A 14,729-nucleotide genomic window follows, 5' to 3' on the forward strand; every position below is an offset into this window, starting at 1 on the left:
GGCCCGCGGGTGCTGACCCGGCAGCACGTCAGGGGTCAGCCCTCCTCGCCCCGTCCGCCCTTGGGCGAGAACCGCAGGCGGGTGGCGGCCGCGGCGCCGAGGGCCAGCAGCACGATGGAGATCCACAGGCCGGCCAGGTGGTTGCCGGTGCTCTCCTCGGCCCAGCCCATGACGTAGGGGCCGACGAAGCCACCGGTGATGCCGACCGTGTTGAGCAGCGCCAGGCCGCCGGCGAGGGTCCTGCCCTCCAGGCGGGTGCCGGGGAAGTTGAACAGGAGCGGCTGGACGACGAAGAACGCCAGGCCGGTGAAGCAGAAGCCGAGCAGTGCGATCACGGGGCTGGACACGGTGGCGACGACGAGCCCGACGAACATCATCAGCAGGCCGGTCACCACGAAGTTGCGGGAGCGGAGGGGTGTGGTGGCACGGGGTGGCACCATGACGGCACCGATCGCGGCCGTCACCCAGGGCAGGCTGGTCAGCAGCCCGATGGTGAACGGTGACGGGTGTCCCCAGCCGCCGATGATGCCGGGCAGGAAGTAGACGACGGAGTAGAGCGCCACCTGATGCGTCCAGTTGGCGAAGATCGCGATGAGCATCTGCCTGTCGCGCAGCACCGTCAGCAGGGAACCCGAGCTGGTCCCGGCGGCCTTGGCACCTTCCTCCTGCTCGCGGGCCGCCGCCTCGCTGACCAGCGCCGCCTCCCTGGCGGTCAGCCACGGGGCCGTGGCCGGGCCGTCCGGGAGGTACCGCAGGACGACGAAGGCCAGCAGGACGCAGGGAAGGCCCTCGATGACGAACATCCACTGCCAGCCGTGCCAGCCGCCGATCCCGTCCATCTCCAGCAGCAGGCCGCCCAGCGGGTTGCCGAGCACGCTGGCGATCGACGCCCCGAGCAGCAGCAGGCCGATGGCCCGGCCCCGGGTGCCGGAGCGGAACCAGTACGTGAAGTAGAGGAGGATGCCCGGCAGCAGGCCCGCCTCGGCGGCGCCGAGCAGCAGCCGCATCGCGTAGAAGGACTTCTCTCCCCGGACGAACGCCATGCAGGCCGAGATGACGCCCCAGGTGAGCATGATCCGGGTGATCCACCAGCGGGCGCCCACCCGGTGCATGACCAGGTTGCTGGGTATCTCGGACACCGCGTACGTGAGGAAGAACAGGCCCGCTCCGAGCCCGTAGGCGGCGGCGGATATGCCGAGGTCGACCTCCAGCCGTTCCTTGGCCAGACCGATGTTGGTCCGGTCGAGGAACGACATGATGTAGGCCGCCAGCAGCAGCGGCATCAGCCGGCGGAGGTTGCGTCTGTCCAGCTCGCCGAGGGTGTCGCGGGGTGTGGGGGCGGGGGGCGAAGACATCGGTGTCCTTAGGGGAGTGAGGGAGGGTCCAGACGGTCCGTGGTCAGCGGCCTGGGGTCCGTGATCCGCGGGGGCGGGACCACGGCCGGGGGCCGGGCGGTGCGGCAGGCGTGGGGGGTGGAGCCTGCGGCACCGCCCGGCGGGGAGGGGACGGGCTCAGATCACGATCCGGATCGGGTCGGCGAGCGCGCCGGTGAAGGCGGCGAGCCAGCGGGCGGCGACGGCGCCGTCCACCGGCCGGTGGTCCACGGAGAGGACCACGGTCATCGCCTTGACCGCCGTGACCGCGCCGTCGCGGACCACGGCCGCGTCCCGTACCGCGCCGACGGCCAGGATGGCGGCCTGGGGCGGGTTGATGATGGCGGCGAACTCCTCGACCCCGTACATCCCGAGGTTCGAGATCGTGAGGGAGCCGCCTTCCAGGTCGGCCTGCCGCAGGGTGCCGGAGCGCGCCCGCTCCGCGTGGTCCCGGGTCGCGGTGGCGACCGCCGACAGCGACATGCGTTCGACGCCCCGCAGGACCGGCGTCAGCAGTCCCCCGTCGGTGGCGACGGCGATCGAGACGTCCACGCTCTCGTAGCGGCGTACGGCGTCCGCGTGCCAGGTCGCGTTCATCTCGGGTACGGCCGTGTGCGCGAGCGCGGCGGCCTTGACCAGGATGTCGTTGAGGGAGACCTTGACCGGGCTCGCCGCGTTGATCCGCTGCCGGAAGGCGAGCAGTTCGTCCACCTCGCAGGTCGCGCGGAGGTAGAAGTGCGGGGTGTGCTGCTTGCTCTCGGTCAGCCGTGCGGCGATGGCCCGCCGCATCCGGGTGTGCGGGATGTCCTGGTGGCCGGCGCCTTCCGGGGCGGCCGGGGCGGCCGGGGCCCGCACCTGCGGGGGAGCCGGGGGCGCGGCCCGGTCGGCCGGCTCCCGGGGCGGGGTGCTCGGCTCCGGCCGGTGCGGCCGGGCGGCGACGGCGGCCTCGACGTCCCGGCGCACGATCCGGCCCCCCGGGCCGGTGCCGGTCAGCTCGGCCGGTTCCAGCCCGGCCTCGCGGGCCAGCCGGCGGGCGAGCGGACTGGTGAACAGCCGCGCGCCGGGCGCGGGTCCGGCTCCCGTCGCCGGGGGCGCGGCGGGCGCGGCGGGCGCGGGGGGCCGCGGTCCGGCGTCCGGCGCGGTCCCGGGGCCGGGGCCGGGAGCAGCCGGGGCCGGGGTGTCCGGTACGGTCCGGCGTTCGGGACGGATGACGCCCGCCCCGCCGGCGAAGGCCACGCCCAGCTCGGCGAGCAGCGCGTCGAGGTCCCCGACGGATTCGCCCGGTGCGCCGAGGACCGCGACGGGGGTGCCCACCTCGATCTCGGCGCCGGGCTCGTACAGCGTCTTGAGCAGGACGCCGGGGCGCTCGGCGGGAACGTCGACCTCCGCCTTGTCGGTCTCGACGGAGATCAGCGCGTCGTCCGCCGCGAAGGCGGCGCCCTCCGCCACCTGCCAGGCGGACAGGACCCCCGTCGTGTCGTCGGCGGCCACCGCCGGCATGCGGAACAGTTCAGCCATGGGGAACCCTCCTGGGTCACGTGGGGTCGGGGTCAGTGCTCGGTGACCCGGCGGAGCGCGGCGACGGCCTCCGGGGTCCGCGCGATGGCCGCGCGCTCCAGCACCTTGCTGATGCTGGGCGAGGACTCCCCGGCGGTGAGGCGCTGGACCGGCTGGTCGAGCCAGTCGAAGTAGCGGCGCTGGATCTCGTCGGCCAGCCAGCCGCCGTAGGACGTGCCGAGGGGGCCCTGTTCGGCGAGAAGCACGTTGTTGGTCTTGCGGATGCTCGCGCCGAGGGTGTCCCAGTCCAGGCTGGCCCGGTCCAGCCAGCGCAGGTCGATCACCTCGGCGTCCAGCCCGAGCTGTTCGACGGCCTCCAGGACGTGGCCGGTCATCGCGAGGTACGAGACGACGGTGAGGGCCGAGCCGGTGCGGCGCACCGCGGCCTTGCCCACCGGCAGGCAGTAGTCGAGGTCGTCCACCGGGCCGGTGCCGGTGGAGTTGTAGAGGTCCACGTGCTCCAGCACGACGACCGGGTCCTTGCAGGTCAGCGCGGAGTTCATCAGGCCGACGTAGTCGAAGGGGGTGGAGGGGGCGACGATCCGCCAGCCGGGTGCCGTGGCGAAGACGCCGGCCGGGTCCATGGAGTGCTGGGAGCCGTAGCCGGTGCCCATGGCGACCTTGCTGCGCAGCACGAGCGGCACGTCGCCGTCGCCGCCGAACATGTGCCGCGCCTTGCCGATCTGGTTGAAGATCTGGTCGGCCGCGACCCACATGAAGTCCGCGTACATGAACTCGACCACCGGTGTGTAGCGGCCGTCCAGCGCGATGCCGCAGCCGAGTCCGGCGAAGGCGTTCTCGCTGATGGGCGTGCCCAGGCAGCGGTCGGGGTGGGCCTCGGCGAGGCCCTTGGTGGCGCCGTTGGTGCCGCCCTTGAGACGGTGGACGTCCTCGCCCATGACGACGATCGAGTCGTCCTGGGCCATCCGACGGCGCATCACTTCGGAGACGACGTCGATGAACCTGCGGTCGGCGGTGGCGCCGGTGAAGGTGTCCAGGTCGGCCTGGCGCACGCCGTCGAACTCCGAGAGGTCGCCGCGTACGCCCACGTCGCGGAAGGACGGGTCGGGCCACTCGGCGGGCTTGATCCGGCGCGTTCCGGGCTTGCCGTCCGGGTCGGGTTCCAGCAGTTCGTCGCCGATGCCGGCCAGCAGTTCCCTGGCCCGCGCCGTGCACTCCTCGACGGCCGCGGTGTCCAGGATGCCGCGCTCGGTGAGCCGTTCGGCGAGGAGGGCCAGCGGGTCGCGGGCCCGCCACTCCTTCTCCTCGTCCTTGGTGCGGTAGCCGAACGCGCTGCCGGGGAATGGGCCGTTCTGGTGGTAGTAGCGGTAGACCTCGGCCTCCACGATGGTGGGGCCGTCGCCGGCGCGCATGTGTGCGACGGCTTCGCGCATGGCGAGGTGGGTGGCGAGGGGGTCCATGCCGTCCACCTGCCAGGCCGGGATGTTGAAGCCCAGGCCGCGTGCGGAGAGCCGGGGTTCGGCGGTGACCTCGTCCACGTGGGTGGAGACGGCGTACCGGTTGTTCTCGATGAAGAAGCAGACCGGCAGCTTCCAGGCGGCGGCGAGGTTCATCGTCTCCAGGACGGAGCCGATGTTCACCGCGCCGTCGCCGAAGTAGGCGACCGACACCGCGTCGGTGCCGGCCTGCCGCGCCGACCAGGCGAACCCGGCGGACTGCGGGACGCCGCCGCCGACGATGGCGTTGGTGCCGATCGCCCCGGCCTCGCGCCACTGGAGGTGCATGGATCCGCCCCGGCCCCGGCAGAAGCCGCGGGCCAGGCCGCAGATCTCGGCGAGGCTGCGGGTGAGGACGGTACGGACGTCGTCGCTCACCGGTCGGCGCGGGTCGATGCCGTGCGGGGCGACGTGGCCCAGGGCCTTGGCGAGGAACTGGTGGTGTCCCCGGTGCGAGCCGCCGACGAAGTCCGCGCTGGTCAACGCGTGCACGGAGCCGACCGCGCCGCCCTCCTGGCCGATGCTGGAGTGGGCCGGGCCGTGGACCAGTCCCTGGGACGCGAGGTCGAGGACGTACTCCTCGAAGGTCCTGATCAGCAGGGTCTGGGCGAACATCGAGGTCAGCAGCGCGGGGTCGGCGTCCTGCCAGTCCTTGCGGGTCGCTGTCAGCTGTGTCCAGGGCGATGCCGCGGCCAGCTTCCGGTGTGTAGGCATGTGAACTCCCCTTGGTGTTTCGACCAGCACTGTCGCAGCGAATGGATCCATAGCCAAGCCCTCGTTACCGGAGTGTGATGTTCCGGTGCCGGTGAAACCCCTTGACTATGGCGCCTGTTGCGGATCAGGGTGATATCCATGCCAGACCAATGGATCCATTCATCGCGAGAACGGGGCGAGGAAACCCCGCGGCACGGGCTGCCGGGGCTGACCCGGGTCGACCACATCGGCTTCACCGTCCCCGACCTCGACGAGGCGACGCGGTTCTTCGTCGAGGTGATCGGCTGCCGGTACGTCTACTCGCTCGGGCCGTTCCGCTCCGACGGCACCTGGATGGCGGAGCACCTGAACGTGCACCCGCGTGCCGTCATGCGCGAGCTGCGCTTCTTCCGCTGCGCCGGCGGCCCCGACTTCGAGATCTTCGAGTACGAGGCCCCCGGCCGACACACGGACCAGCCCCGCAACAGCGACATCGGCGGCCACCACCTGGCCTTCTACGTCACCGACCTCGACGCCGCCGTCGACCACCTGCGCCGCCACGGAGTACGGATCCTCGGCGAGCCGACCGCGAGCAGCGGCCCCAGCGAGGGCCAGCGCTGGGTCTACTTCCTCACCCCCTGGGGGATGCAGCTGGAGCTGGTCTCCTATCCGCACGGCAAGAGGTGCGGGGACGGCGCGCCCGTGCCGTTGTGGCAGCCTTCCGACTGAACACCGCCCCCGCACCGGAAAGCGAGCCGAACCCGCCGTGCCCCAGAACCCGACAACCGGACCCAGCGCCTCCGCCGTCGCCAGCCAGCGGGTCGCCGACCACCTGCGCACCGCCATCCTGAACGGCGAACTGCCGCCCGGGGCGCGGATCATGCAGGAACAGGTCGCCGAACGGCTCGGCGCCAGCCGCCTGCCGGTCCGCGAGGCCCTGAGGATCCTCGCCGCCGAAGGACTGACCGTCGTCAAGTCCAACAGCGGCGCCTGGGTCTCCAAGATGGACATGCGCGAGTGCGAGGGGGTCTACAAGATCAGGGAACGGCTCGAACCGCTCGCGCTGAGCGAGAGCATCCCGCACCTGACCGCGGTCCAGATCGCCGAACTCGCCGACCTCGCGGCGCAGATCGAGGCCAGCACCGACGTCGACCGCTTCCTCGTCCTGGACCGCCGGCTGCACCTGCTCACCTACGCCGGCTGCCCCGTCGGCCAGCTCACCGAGATGGTGGACCGCTTCTGGAACACCACGCAGCACTACCGCCGCGCGTTCGCCCGGATCACCGACACCACCGGCTGGGAGCTGATCCACGCCGAACACCGCCTGATCATCGAGGCGATCCGGCGCGGCGACCCCGAGGACGCCGAACGCTTCCTCACCGGACACATCCGCCGCACGCGCCTCCAACTGGTACAACACCCCGAACTCTTTCGCGAGGACGAGAATGACACCGCCGAGTGACCCCACCCCCTTCCACGGCAAGACCCTGCTGCTCTCCGGCGCGAACGGCGGCATCGCCCGCGAGGTCGCCCGCCAGTTCCACGCGGCCGGCGCCCACCTGGCGCTGGGCGACCTGCACCCCGCGGCCCTGGAGGAGTTCGCCGCCTCACTCGGGACCGGCGGGGGCCGGGTGCTGACCCGGCACCTGGACGCGGCCTCGGCGCAGAGCAACACCGCGTTCGTCGACGCCGCCGTCGAGGAGTTCGGCTCGGTCGACTTCCTGGTGCCCGCTGCCGGGATCTACCCCGAACAGGCCGTCGCCGACATGACCGACGAGCAGTGGAAGACCGTCATGTCCGTCAACCTCGACGGGGTCTTCTTCCTCACCCGCGCCGTCCTGCCGCACCTCAACAAGCACGGCGCCATCGTCAACCTCGCCTCCATGGCAGGCCACCGGGGCAGCGTCCGGCACGCCCACTACGCCGCCACCAAGGGCGCCCTGCTCGCCTTCTCCCGTAGCCTCGCCTGGGAACTGGGCGGGCACGCCCGGGTCAACACGGTCTCGCCGGGGATCATCGAGACCCCCATGACCCGCGACTACGTCGCCACCCGGGGCGAGGACGCGCTCTCCAGCACGCCCATGGGCCGGCTGGGCAGGCCCGAGGAAGTCGCCTCCGTCGTCACCTTCCTGTGCTCCCCCGCGGCGAGCTTCGTCCACGGCGAGACCATCCAGGTCAACGGCGGCATGCACATGATCTGAGCCCCGGCCCTCGACATCGTCCGAGTCCGGGGCCCGGACCGGTGAGGACGGAGAGGAGCGCGGCATCCTCTGTGACAGCAACCCCTACCCGTAGGTACCCCACCGCATCCGTCGTCCCCGTCCTCCGACTACCGCTGACGGCGGAGGCGGCGGACGGTGAGCAGCACGCCGGCGCCCAGGGCGAGCAGCACGGCGGAGGAGGTGGCGAGGAAGGTGTTGGTCTCGGCGGCACCGGTGTGCGCGAGCTCGGGGGTACCGGCCGGCGCGGTGGTGGCCGGCGCGGCGGACGGGGTGCGGTCGGCGGCCGGCTCGGCGGCCTTCGTGGGCGCGGGCTCGGCCGGCTCGGCGGCCTTCGTGGGTACGGGCTTGGGCTTGGCCGGGGTGGTGGGCTTCGCGGTGGCGGTGGACTGCTGGGGCTTCGGCGTGGGGAGCGACACCGACATGGTCTTGAAGACCCAGGGCGCGTGCCCGCCGTCCTCGGTGTCCGCCGTGATGCCGACCCGGATTTCGCGGAGGTCGGCCGGAGCTCCGGCGGAGAGGCCGACCCGGAAGGTGAAGTGGGTGGCCCGCCCGTCGGCCACGGGCTCGCCGTGCCTGCCGATCGCGAACAGGCCCGGGTCGCAGCCGCGGACGAGGGGCACCTTCTCCCAGCCCTTGGGACCGCCCTCCTCCACGGTCAGGTAGTCGCCGCGCAGCGGGGCGCCCTTCTCGTTGTAGAGGGAGAGCGCGGGCGTGACCGAACGGTACGGTGCGCCGGTGAAGTTGGCGGCCTCGATCGGGATCTCCACCTTCGGGCCGCCGGCCGTGATGGCCAGCGACGGCGTCATGAAGAACCCGACCTCGGCCGTGCCCTCGTGCCGGACCGCGGGTGCGGTCGCGGACGGAGCGGAGGACTTGGACGGAGCGGTGGACTTGGACGGAGCGCCGCAGGCCCAGGCGGTGTCGCTCATCGCGAGGACCTGGACGCCGCCCGCGAGGACGGCGGTGGCGGCGAGGGCGGCGATGCGGCGGCGGCCGGCGAAGGAGCGGTCGTTCTTCGCAAAACGGTTGATGACGGACGTGCTCATGACGTGACCCCCCAGGGACATGTGTCTGACGGTGTTGTCGGGTGAAGACGACCGGCTCCACTCCTCGTGAGCGGACGAACCCCCCGGCTCCGCCGGTCTCGTTCTCCGTGCCTTCACCCTGATGGACGTCTGTCCCCGCCGGGGGTTGCAGGTGGGTCGAAAAATCTTTCCGGGAATCCTCGGCCGGGCTCCGGGACAGGCCGGCCCCGGCCGAGGACCTCGGTCGGGGCCGGCACCGGCGTACGAGCCGGCCCGAGTGCGTCACGGGGCGGAGGTGTCCTGGAACCGGCGGGCGAGGTAGTCGAGCCAGGTCTGCCGGAAGGCGGCCGCGAGCCGTGACTCGGGGGCGAGCAGGTCGAAGGCGTGGTAGGCGCCCGGGTAGAGGTGCAGTTCGACCGGGACGCCGTGGGCGCGCAGGCGCGCGGCGTAGTCGAGGTCCTCGTCGCGGAAGCAGTCGAGTTCGCCGACCGCGATGAAGGTCTGCGGCAGCGCGCCGAGGTCCTTCGCACGGGAGGGTGCCGAGTAGGGGGAGACGTCGTCGGTACCGGTGCGGTCCCCCAGGATCGCCTGCCAGGCCAGGAGGTTCGTGGAGCGGTCCCAGATGCCGATGTCGGTGATCTCGTGGCTCGACGCGGTCGAGTTGCGGTCGTCCAGCATGGGGTACGTCAGCGACTGGAACAGGGGTGCCGCGCCGCCGCGGTCCCGGACCAGCAAGACGGTGGCCGCGGCGATGCCTCCGCCGCCGCTCTGGCCCGCGATGCCGATCCGGGCGCCGTCCAGGCCCAGATCCCGCGCTTCGCGGACGAGCCACTGGTAGGCGGTGAAGCCGTCCTCGGCGGCGCCGGGAGCGGGTGTCTCTGGGGCGAGCCGGTAGTCGACCACGGCGACGGCGCAGCCGAGCTGCGAGCACAACGGCTTGAGCCAGGCGTCGTCCTGGGCGGCGAAGCCGAGTACCTGGCCGCCGCCGTGGAACCAGAGCATCACCGGCAGCGGTCCCGGCGCGGTGGCGGGACGCAGCAGGCGGACCGGCACGTCGGGGCCGTCGGCGCGGCTGACGCGGTACTCCCGGGTGGTGACCGACGGGTCGTCGGGTTCGCTCGCGGCGGTCGACTCGGCCTGTGCGCGGAAGGCCGCGCGCGTCGCGGGGATGTCGGTGAGGTCGAACGCACCGTTGGGCGTCATGGGGACGCCGTCGAGTGCCCGGCTCAGTTCCCGGTCCATCAGCAGACGGGAAACGGGCATGGTCGTGCCTGCTTTCTTTCCATGGGGGTGCCGCTCGCGGCGGCGTCGGGCGGGACGGCTCAGGCCTGGAAGTCGTCGATGACGACCACGCCGGTCGGTCCGTACGTCTCCAGGGACTCCAGCACCCCGCTCGCCTCGTGGAGGCCTACGGTGCGGGTCACGATCCGGCCGGGGGAGAGGCGGCCGGCGGCGATCATGTTCAGCATCGTGCCGAACCGCTGGCCCTGCATGCCGAAGGCGCTCAGGATCTCCAGCTCCTTGACCATCATGACGTCGATCGGCAGCGCGACGTCTCCCTTCTCCGCGGCGGTGGTGTGCCCGAGTTGGAGGTGGCGGCCCCGCGTGCGCAGGGACAGGACGGAGTTGCGGCAGGCCTCGGCGATCCCCACGGAGTCGACCGACACGTGTGCTCCGCCCCCGGTGAGGGTCTTCACCGCCTCCGTCGGGTCGTCCTTCGCCGCGTTGACGGTGTGGACCGCGCCCAGGGCCCGCGCGGCCGCCAGCTTCTCGTCAGTGATGTCGATCGCGATGACGTTGGCTCCGGTCGCGGCGGCGATCTCCACCGTCGACAGGCCCATGCCGCCGCCGGCGCCGTACACCGCGACCCACTCCCCGCCGCGGACCTTCGCCTGGTCGACGACGCCGTGGAAGGCGGTCATGTAGCGGCAGGCGAGGGCGGCGACGTCCGTGAAGCCGACGGACTCCGGCACCCGGACCAGGTTGACGTCGGCGAAGCGGACCATGACGTACTCGGCGAACGCGCCCCAGTAGGAGACCCCGGGCACGAGCGAGTCCACGTGCTCGCACACCTGCTGGTTGCCGCTGCGGCACATCTCGCAGGAGCCCTCGCCGGGGTTCATCGGGAAGATGACGCGGTCGCCCTCCCGCCAGTCCCGTACGTCCCGGCCGACCTCCACGACGGTGCCGGCGAACTCGTGGCCGAGGACGAACGGGGGCTTGACGCTCGGCCCGCCGGTCCAGAAGTTCCCGGCCCACAGGGCCCAGTCGGTGCGGCAGATCCCGTTGGCGCCGACGCGCAGGATCGCGCCGTCCGGCGGGCACACGGGGTCGGGTACGTCCTGGATGACGAGCGGCTTGTTGAGTTCCTCGATGACTGCGGCGCGCATGGACGCGGCCTCCTGGTGGCTCGTGATGCGACGGAAGACCTTCAAAGTCCACCGGTTCAAGCGGTGGACTTTGAAGCTAGGCGCTTGCCCGACACAATGTCAACCGCATAAAGTGGTGGACATGGATGACAAGGACGGTCGCCGCGAAGGGCGCCAGCGCGCCAAGGCCGACTTCCGCTTCGACGACGCACGGCTCTGCTTCGCCTTCGCCGGCACCCTGGCCGACCGCGGCACGGACACGCCCTTCGAACGGCTGGCCCGGCCCCAGGACCTGGGCCGCTGGAGCGTGGAGAGCGGCTGCACCACGGTGGCGCCGTCCTGCGCCGAAACCGACCTCGACCGCGCCAGGCGGCTGCGCGAGGCGATCCAGCGCACGGGCCGGGCCCTGGCCGACGAGACCGCGCCCGCCCCCGAGGACATCGCGCTGATCAACAGCGCCGCCGCCGAGCCCGCCTCCGTACCCGAACTCTCGGCCGACGCGGCCACCGTGCGCCGGCACGGGAACGGGGTCGCGGGGGTGCTCTCCATGGTCGCGCGGGACCTGATCGAGCTCTGCGGCTCGGAACACCGCACACGCGTCCGCATCTGCGGAAACCCCGCGTGCGGCACCCCGTTCGTCGACACCTCCCGTGCGGGCGCCCGCCGTTGGTGCTCGATGAAGACCTGCGGCGCCCTCGCCAAGAAGCGCACCTACCGGGCCAGGTCGCAGAGCGGGGCCTGACCCCGGCCCCCGCTCACCTGCCACCTGTCACCGGGAATGACGATCGCGTCGAGGTCCACCGCGGAGCGGTTCAGTGGCGGCGCCGGCCGGCGCTCCGGGCCAGGTGCTGCTGGAGCCGGTCGTGGCGGAACCGGTAGACGGCGCCGTCCTTGCGCAGCACACCGCGGCCGTGGGCTTCTTCCAGGAAGGTCAGCGTCGCCCGGGGCAGCCGTCCGGTCAGCGGCAGCCAGAACCGTGCGAAGAGGATCCACTGGCCCCACGCGCTCAGGCTGAACAGGGCTCCGATCCCGATCCCGAGCGTCGAGAGGACTCCGGCCCTGACCGCGGTCTCGTCGTCCCAGACCATCCTGACGCCCCAGAGGCCGTGGTGGAGGAGCCCGATGACGAGCAGGCGTCCGACCGAGACCAGGCAGCCGAACACCGGCACGTACACGAGCCCCAGCAGGAGCACGGCCCTACGGTTCAAGCCCAGCAGGTCGCGGGGTTCGGGCGCGGACGCGATCGTGACGGGGGCTTCGAGCCAGGCGATCAGCACCGCGGTGGAAACGCCGGAAAGGGCGAAGATGAGCCCGTAGTACACCGCGGCGACCAGCCCGGCCTTGAGGTAGCTCACGTTCCCCGAGCGCATGACGTTGCCGACCCCTTCCATGAGACCGAGAGCGGCTCCTCCCACCAGCCCCGCCACGAGCGCGGCGCCGGCGCGTGCGAGGATCTCGCGACCGGACCTGGCCCGGGCCTGCCCGGCCCTCTCCCGAAGACGTATCCGCACACGTGACGGCTCCGGGGCCGCGCCCCGGGACGCGAAGCCGATCCCGTGCAGGAGTCCGAAGGTCACGGCGGCCGGGATTCCGTTGATCAGCCCGTCCAGCATCGCGACGGCGAACCCGTGTTCGAGCCAGCTCACGGCGCCGTTGAGCAGGGTCACGAACACCCCGGCCGCGAGCCCGACGAGGAGCACGCGCGGCACCGGCCGCACGCTGGTGCCCAGTTCCCACCAGGCGAGGCCCGGCCCGCGGCGCCGTTCGAGGTGGCGGGCGAGGAAACCGAGCCAACGGGACACCCGTTCCGGATCCCGGTTCCGCTCCTCCCGGGACCAGCGGCCCGCCGCCCTGCGCCCGGGCTGGGGCGGCGGCAGCGGCCCCACGGGGTACACCGAGGGGACCAGCGAGTCCAGCAGATGGCCCTCGACCGCCTCGGGCGTCGGAAGACGCCACCGCTCGGCAAGCTCCTCGGGCCGCCGCCCGGGGTCCGGACGGCGGTAGGCGGTGCGGCACAGCCACAGCATCAGCGGAACCGTCAGGGCCCGGGCCGCGGGGCCGTCCGGGTCCGCGGTGAGGGCGGCGGCGAGCGGGCGCCAGCGCTCCTGGTGCTGCGGCGTGGCGCTGCCGAGCAGGTACGCCGAGGCCTCCCCCGCGGTCAGCGGCTCGGCCTCGACCACGGTGGCCGAACGGAGCACCTCGGCGCGATCGACCGCCGCCGCGTAGTCCTCCGTCCGGCAGGTCAGCACCAGCGGGTTCCCGACCTCGAGCGTGTTGAGCCACTCCAGTGCCAGCGGCCGCTCGTCGGCGGGCAGCTCGTCCAGACCGTCGAGCACGGGCAGGATCCGCCCGCCCTGGCGCAGGAGCCGGACCGTACCCGCGCTCAGGTACGGGTACTCGCGCAGCAACTGCCGCTCCAGCCAGGCCTCCAGGTGCTCCACCCGCGGCCGCCAGGAGGCGAGCGGCAGCAGGACGGGAACCGGATCCCCCTCGCGCATCCGCCGCAGCAGCTCCACCACCAGCAGCACGGCCATGGTCGACTTGCCGCTGCCGGGGCCGCCCAGGACGACCAGCCTGCGCTGCCCCAGACGCAGGAACGCGTCGGCGAACGCGCCCGGATCCGCGGCGTTGCCCGCCACCGGAACCGCCCCCGGACCCGCCACCGGAAGTGCCCCCGGAAGCGCCGACGGATCCGGATGGTCACCGAACCGCCCGTCCGGTCTCTCGCGCCACCGCACCGGGATCGACTCCGCACCCCGCACCCCGCGCAGCGCCGACTCCCGGAGCCACTGCGCCAGCACCACGTCCCCCAGCCGCTGCGCCTGGGTCTCCACCTGGTCGGGGAAACGCAGGGCGAAGTAGTTGTTCTGGACGCTGTTGGGGCCGCAGCTGATCGCGGTGGGCCCGTGGAAGCCGTACGTGGGGCCGGTGTTCGGCTCCGCACCGGTCATGAGGCCCCGACGTGGTTCTCCCGGCGGCTGTGATCGCCGGTCGAGACCGCCGTCGGCCCGTGGAAGGTGTTCCCGGACACCGTGGTCCCGGCGGTTCCCGCACCGGCGGCCGGGCCGGCCGAGTCGCCCGACCGGACCTCCGCGGCGGCCTCGCGCGGCGCCCGGGCGAACGGGAAGCCGACCGCCGGCTCGATGCCCACCATGCTCGCTCCTCCCCGGCACGCGTCCGCCCGTGTTCCGACCCTAGCCCCGCCGGAGCGGCCGCGGGACGGGAACGACGAACCCCGAAGCCGGCTCATCGAGCCACAAGTCGCCCTTTCTGGAACACACATGACGATCCATCGCATGATTCGAGCGGGTGTTTCATACCCGGACGGCAGGCGTCATCGCCCTGTCATCGACCGCTGCGACGGTCGTCCGGTGACCTCCGATGACCAGCACACGAAGGAGAACACCGTGACGAGGACAGTGAGCCGGTGGCGGTCGGCGGTGGTGGCCCTGGTGGCCGCCCTCCTGGCCGCCCTGACCGGCACCGCGGGCGCGGCGGGCACCGTGAGGGCCGGCGGCGGCGCCGGAACGCCGCCCCCGATGGCGGACGGGTTCGGCCTGACCCAGGTCGCCCCGGCCGTGGGCGGCCCCACCGACTTCCTCCTCACCGTGACCACGCGGGAGGTCGCGGGCCCGCACCACATCAAAATCATTCTGCCGAGCGGCTACTACCGCGACCCGGCCAAGCGCTACCCGGTGCTGTACTTCCTGCACGGCGCGCCCGACGACCCCGTCAACCAGACCTACCCGGCGCTGACCACCTCGAACGCGATGATCACCGTCATCCCGGACGGCGGCGCCCGCAGCTGGTACGCCAACTGGCGCGACCAGAACACCCCTGCCGGGGCCCAGAACTGGGAGAACTTCCACCTCGGCCAGGTGATCCCGTTCATCGACGCGAACCTGCGGACCGTCGCCACCCGGAAGGCCAGGGCCGTCCTTGGGTTCTAACGGTCCTCGCAACACCCGCGATCTGTGGGAGTTGCGAGGACCGTGGGCGTTAGGCGTGATGATCTTGCTGAGTTGCGGGAGCG

The 14,729-nt window shown here is 72.4% G+C and carries 12 protein-coding genes and 1 pseudogene; 5 read left to right on the forward strand and 8 right to left on the reverse strand.

Annotation, left to right across the window (positions count from 1 at the left end; translation table 11 throughout):
- Positions 1–35: 35 nt before the first annotated feature.
- The 3 genes from ACFRAR_RS11675 to ACFRAR_RS11685 all read right to left on the reverse strand — a co-directional run bounded on the left by ACFRAR_RS11675 (position 36) and on the right by ACFRAR_RS11685 (position 5,101).
- On the reverse strand, positions 36–1,355 hold the full coding sequence (locus ACFRAR_RS11675; RefSeq protein WP_380697366.1) for an MFS transporter: 1,320 nt from the start codon (positions 1,353–1,355) through the stop codon (positions 36–38).
- 156 nt (positions 1,356–1,511) lie between these two features.
- A complete protein-coding gene (locus ACFRAR_RS11680) occupies positions 1,512–2,891 on the reverse strand; it encodes a dihydrolipoamide acetyltransferase family protein (RefSeq protein WP_380697368.1) in 1,380 nt (459 codons plus the stop codon).
- 32 nt (positions 2,892–2,923) lie between these two features.
- Positions 2,924–5,101, reverse strand: coding sequence for a thiamine pyrophosphate-dependent enzyme (locus tag ACFRAR_RS11685; RefSeq protein ID WP_380697370.1), 2,178 nt, complete (start codon positions 5,099–5,101; stop codon positions 2,924–2,926).
- 138 nt (positions 5,102–5,239) lie between these two features.
- On the opposite strand from ACFRAR_RS11685, the gene ACFRAR_RS11690 reads away from it, so the two are divergent.
- From ACFRAR_RS11690 to ACFRAR_RS11700, 3 genes are read left to right on the forward strand one after another with little or no spacing between them, the layout of a single operon-like run.
- On the forward strand, positions 5,240–5,809 hold the full coding sequence (locus ACFRAR_RS11690; protein WP_380697372.1) for a VOC family protein: 570 nt from the start codon (positions 5,240–5,242) through the stop codon (positions 5,807–5,809).
- A gap of 37 nt (positions 5,810–5,846) precedes the next feature.
- On the forward strand, positions 5,847–6,542 hold the full coding sequence (locus tag ACFRAR_RS11695) for a GntR family transcriptional regulator (RefSeq protein WP_380697374.1): 696 nt from the start codon (positions 5,847–5,849) through the stop codon (positions 6,540–6,542).
- Positions 6,526–7,281, forward strand: coding sequence for an SDR family NAD(P)-dependent oxidoreductase (locus ACFRAR_RS11700; protein WP_380697376.1), 756 nt, complete (start codon positions 6,526–6,528; stop codon positions 7,279–7,281). The genes ACFRAR_RS11695 and ACFRAR_RS11700 overlap by 17 nt, the downstream gene beginning before the upstream one ends.
- A 128-nt stretch (positions 7,282–7,409) precedes the next feature.
- Here ACFRAR_RS11700 and ACFRAR_RS11705 read toward each other — a convergent pair whose 3' ends face one another.
- From ACFRAR_RS11705 to ACFRAR_RS11715, 3 genes are all read right to left on the reverse strand, one after another.
- On the reverse strand, positions 7,410–8,348 hold the full coding sequence (locus ACFRAR_RS11705; protein WP_380697378.1) for a hypothetical protein: 939 nt from the start codon (positions 8,346–8,348) through the stop codon (positions 7,410–7,412).
- A gap of 261 nt (positions 8,349–8,609) precedes the next feature.
- A complete protein-coding gene (locus ACFRAR_RS11710) occupies positions 8,610–9,590 on the reverse strand; it encodes an alpha/beta hydrolase (protein WP_380697380.1) in 981 nt (326 codons plus the stop codon).
- A gap of 59 nt (positions 9,591–9,649) precedes the next feature.
- Positions 9,650–10,717, reverse strand: coding sequence for an alcohol dehydrogenase catalytic domain-containing protein (locus tag ACFRAR_RS11715; protein WP_380697382.1), 1,068 nt, complete (start codon positions 10,715–10,717; stop codon positions 9,650–9,652).
- A gap of 121 nt (positions 10,718–10,838) precedes the next feature.
- On the opposite strand from ACFRAR_RS11715, the gene ACFRAR_RS11720 reads away from it, so the two are divergent.
- Positions 10,839–11,438, forward strand: coding sequence for a CGNR zinc finger domain-containing protein (locus tag ACFRAR_RS11720; RefSeq protein WP_380697384.1), 600 nt, complete (start codon positions 10,839–10,841; stop codon positions 11,436–11,438).
- Positions 11,439–11,508: 70 nt separating this feature from the next.
- Here ACFRAR_RS11720 and ACFRAR_RS11725 read toward each other — a convergent pair whose 3' ends face one another.
- A complete protein-coding gene (locus ACFRAR_RS11725) occupies positions 11,509–13,647 on the reverse strand; it encodes an NACHT domain-containing protein (RefSeq protein ID WP_380697386.1) in 2,139 nt (712 codons plus the stop codon).
- Complete coding sequence (locus tag ACFRAR_RS11730) at positions 13,644–13,850, reverse strand: hypothetical protein (RefSeq protein ID WP_380697388.1); 207 nt, start codon at positions 13,848–13,850, stop codon at positions 13,644–13,646. Before ACFRAR_RS11730 ends, ACFRAR_RS11725 begins: the two co-directional genes overlap by 4 nt.
- Positions 13,851–14,103: 253 nt before the next feature.
- On the opposite strand from ACFRAR_RS11730, the pseudogene ACFRAR_RS11735 reads away from it, so the two are divergent.
- A pseudogene (locus ACFRAR_RS11735) lies at positions 14,104–14,640 on the forward strand (alpha/beta hydrolase-fold protein); the annotation flags it as partial.
- Between the last annotated feature and the right edge of the window lie 89 nt (positions 14,641–14,729).

Origin of the sequence: Kitasatospora sp. NPDC056651 (assembly GCF_042792155.1) — a bacterium.
Taxonomy (GTDB): domain Bacteria; phylum Actinomycetota; class Actinomycetes; order Streptomycetales; family Streptomycetaceae; genus Kitasatospora.

Coding starts and splice junctions, on each gene's coding strand:
- ACFRAR_RS11715 (WP_380697382.1), bottom strand. CDS start 10,717: ATGCGCGCCGCAGTCATCGAGGAACTCAACAAGCCGCTCGTCATCCAG.
- ACFRAR_RS11710 (WP_380697380.1), bottom strand. CDS start 9,590: ATGCCCGTTTCCCGTCTGCTGATGGACCGGGAACTGAGCCGGGCACTC.
- ACFRAR_RS11705 (WP_380697378.1), bottom strand. CDS start 8,348: ATGAGCACGTCCGTCATCAACCGTTTTGCGAAGAACGACCGCTCCTTC.
- ACFRAR_RS11690 (WP_380697372.1), top strand. CDS start 5,240: ATGCCAGACCAATGGATCCATTCATCGCGAGAACGGGGCGAGGAAACC.
- ACFRAR_RS11700 (WP_380697376.1), top strand. CDS start 6,526: ATGACACCGCCGAGTGACCCCACCCCCTTCCACGGCAAGACCCTGCTG.
- ACFRAR_RS11685 (WP_380697370.1), bottom strand. CDS start 5,101: ATGCCTACACACCGGAAGCTGGCCGCGGCATCGCCCTGGACACAGCTG.
- ACFRAR_RS11730 (WP_380697388.1), bottom strand. CDS start 13,850: ATGGTGGGCATCGAGCCGGCGGTCGGCTTCCCGTTCGCCCGGGCGCCG.
- ACFRAR_RS11680 (WP_380697368.1), bottom strand. CDS start 2,891: ATGGCTGAACTGTTCCGCATGCCGGCGGTGGCCGCCGACGACACGACG.
- ACFRAR_RS11720 (WP_380697384.1), top strand. CDS start 10,839: ATGGATGACAAGGACGGTCGCCGCGAAGGGCGCCAGCGCGCCAAGGCC.
- ACFRAR_RS11725 (WP_380697386.1), bottom strand. CDS start 13,647: ATGACCGGTGCGGAGCCGAACACCGGCCCCACGTACGGCTTCCACGGG.
- ACFRAR_RS11675 (WP_380697366.1), bottom strand. CDS start 1,355: ATGTCTTCGCCCCCCGCCCCCACACCCCGCGACACCCTCGGCGAGCTG.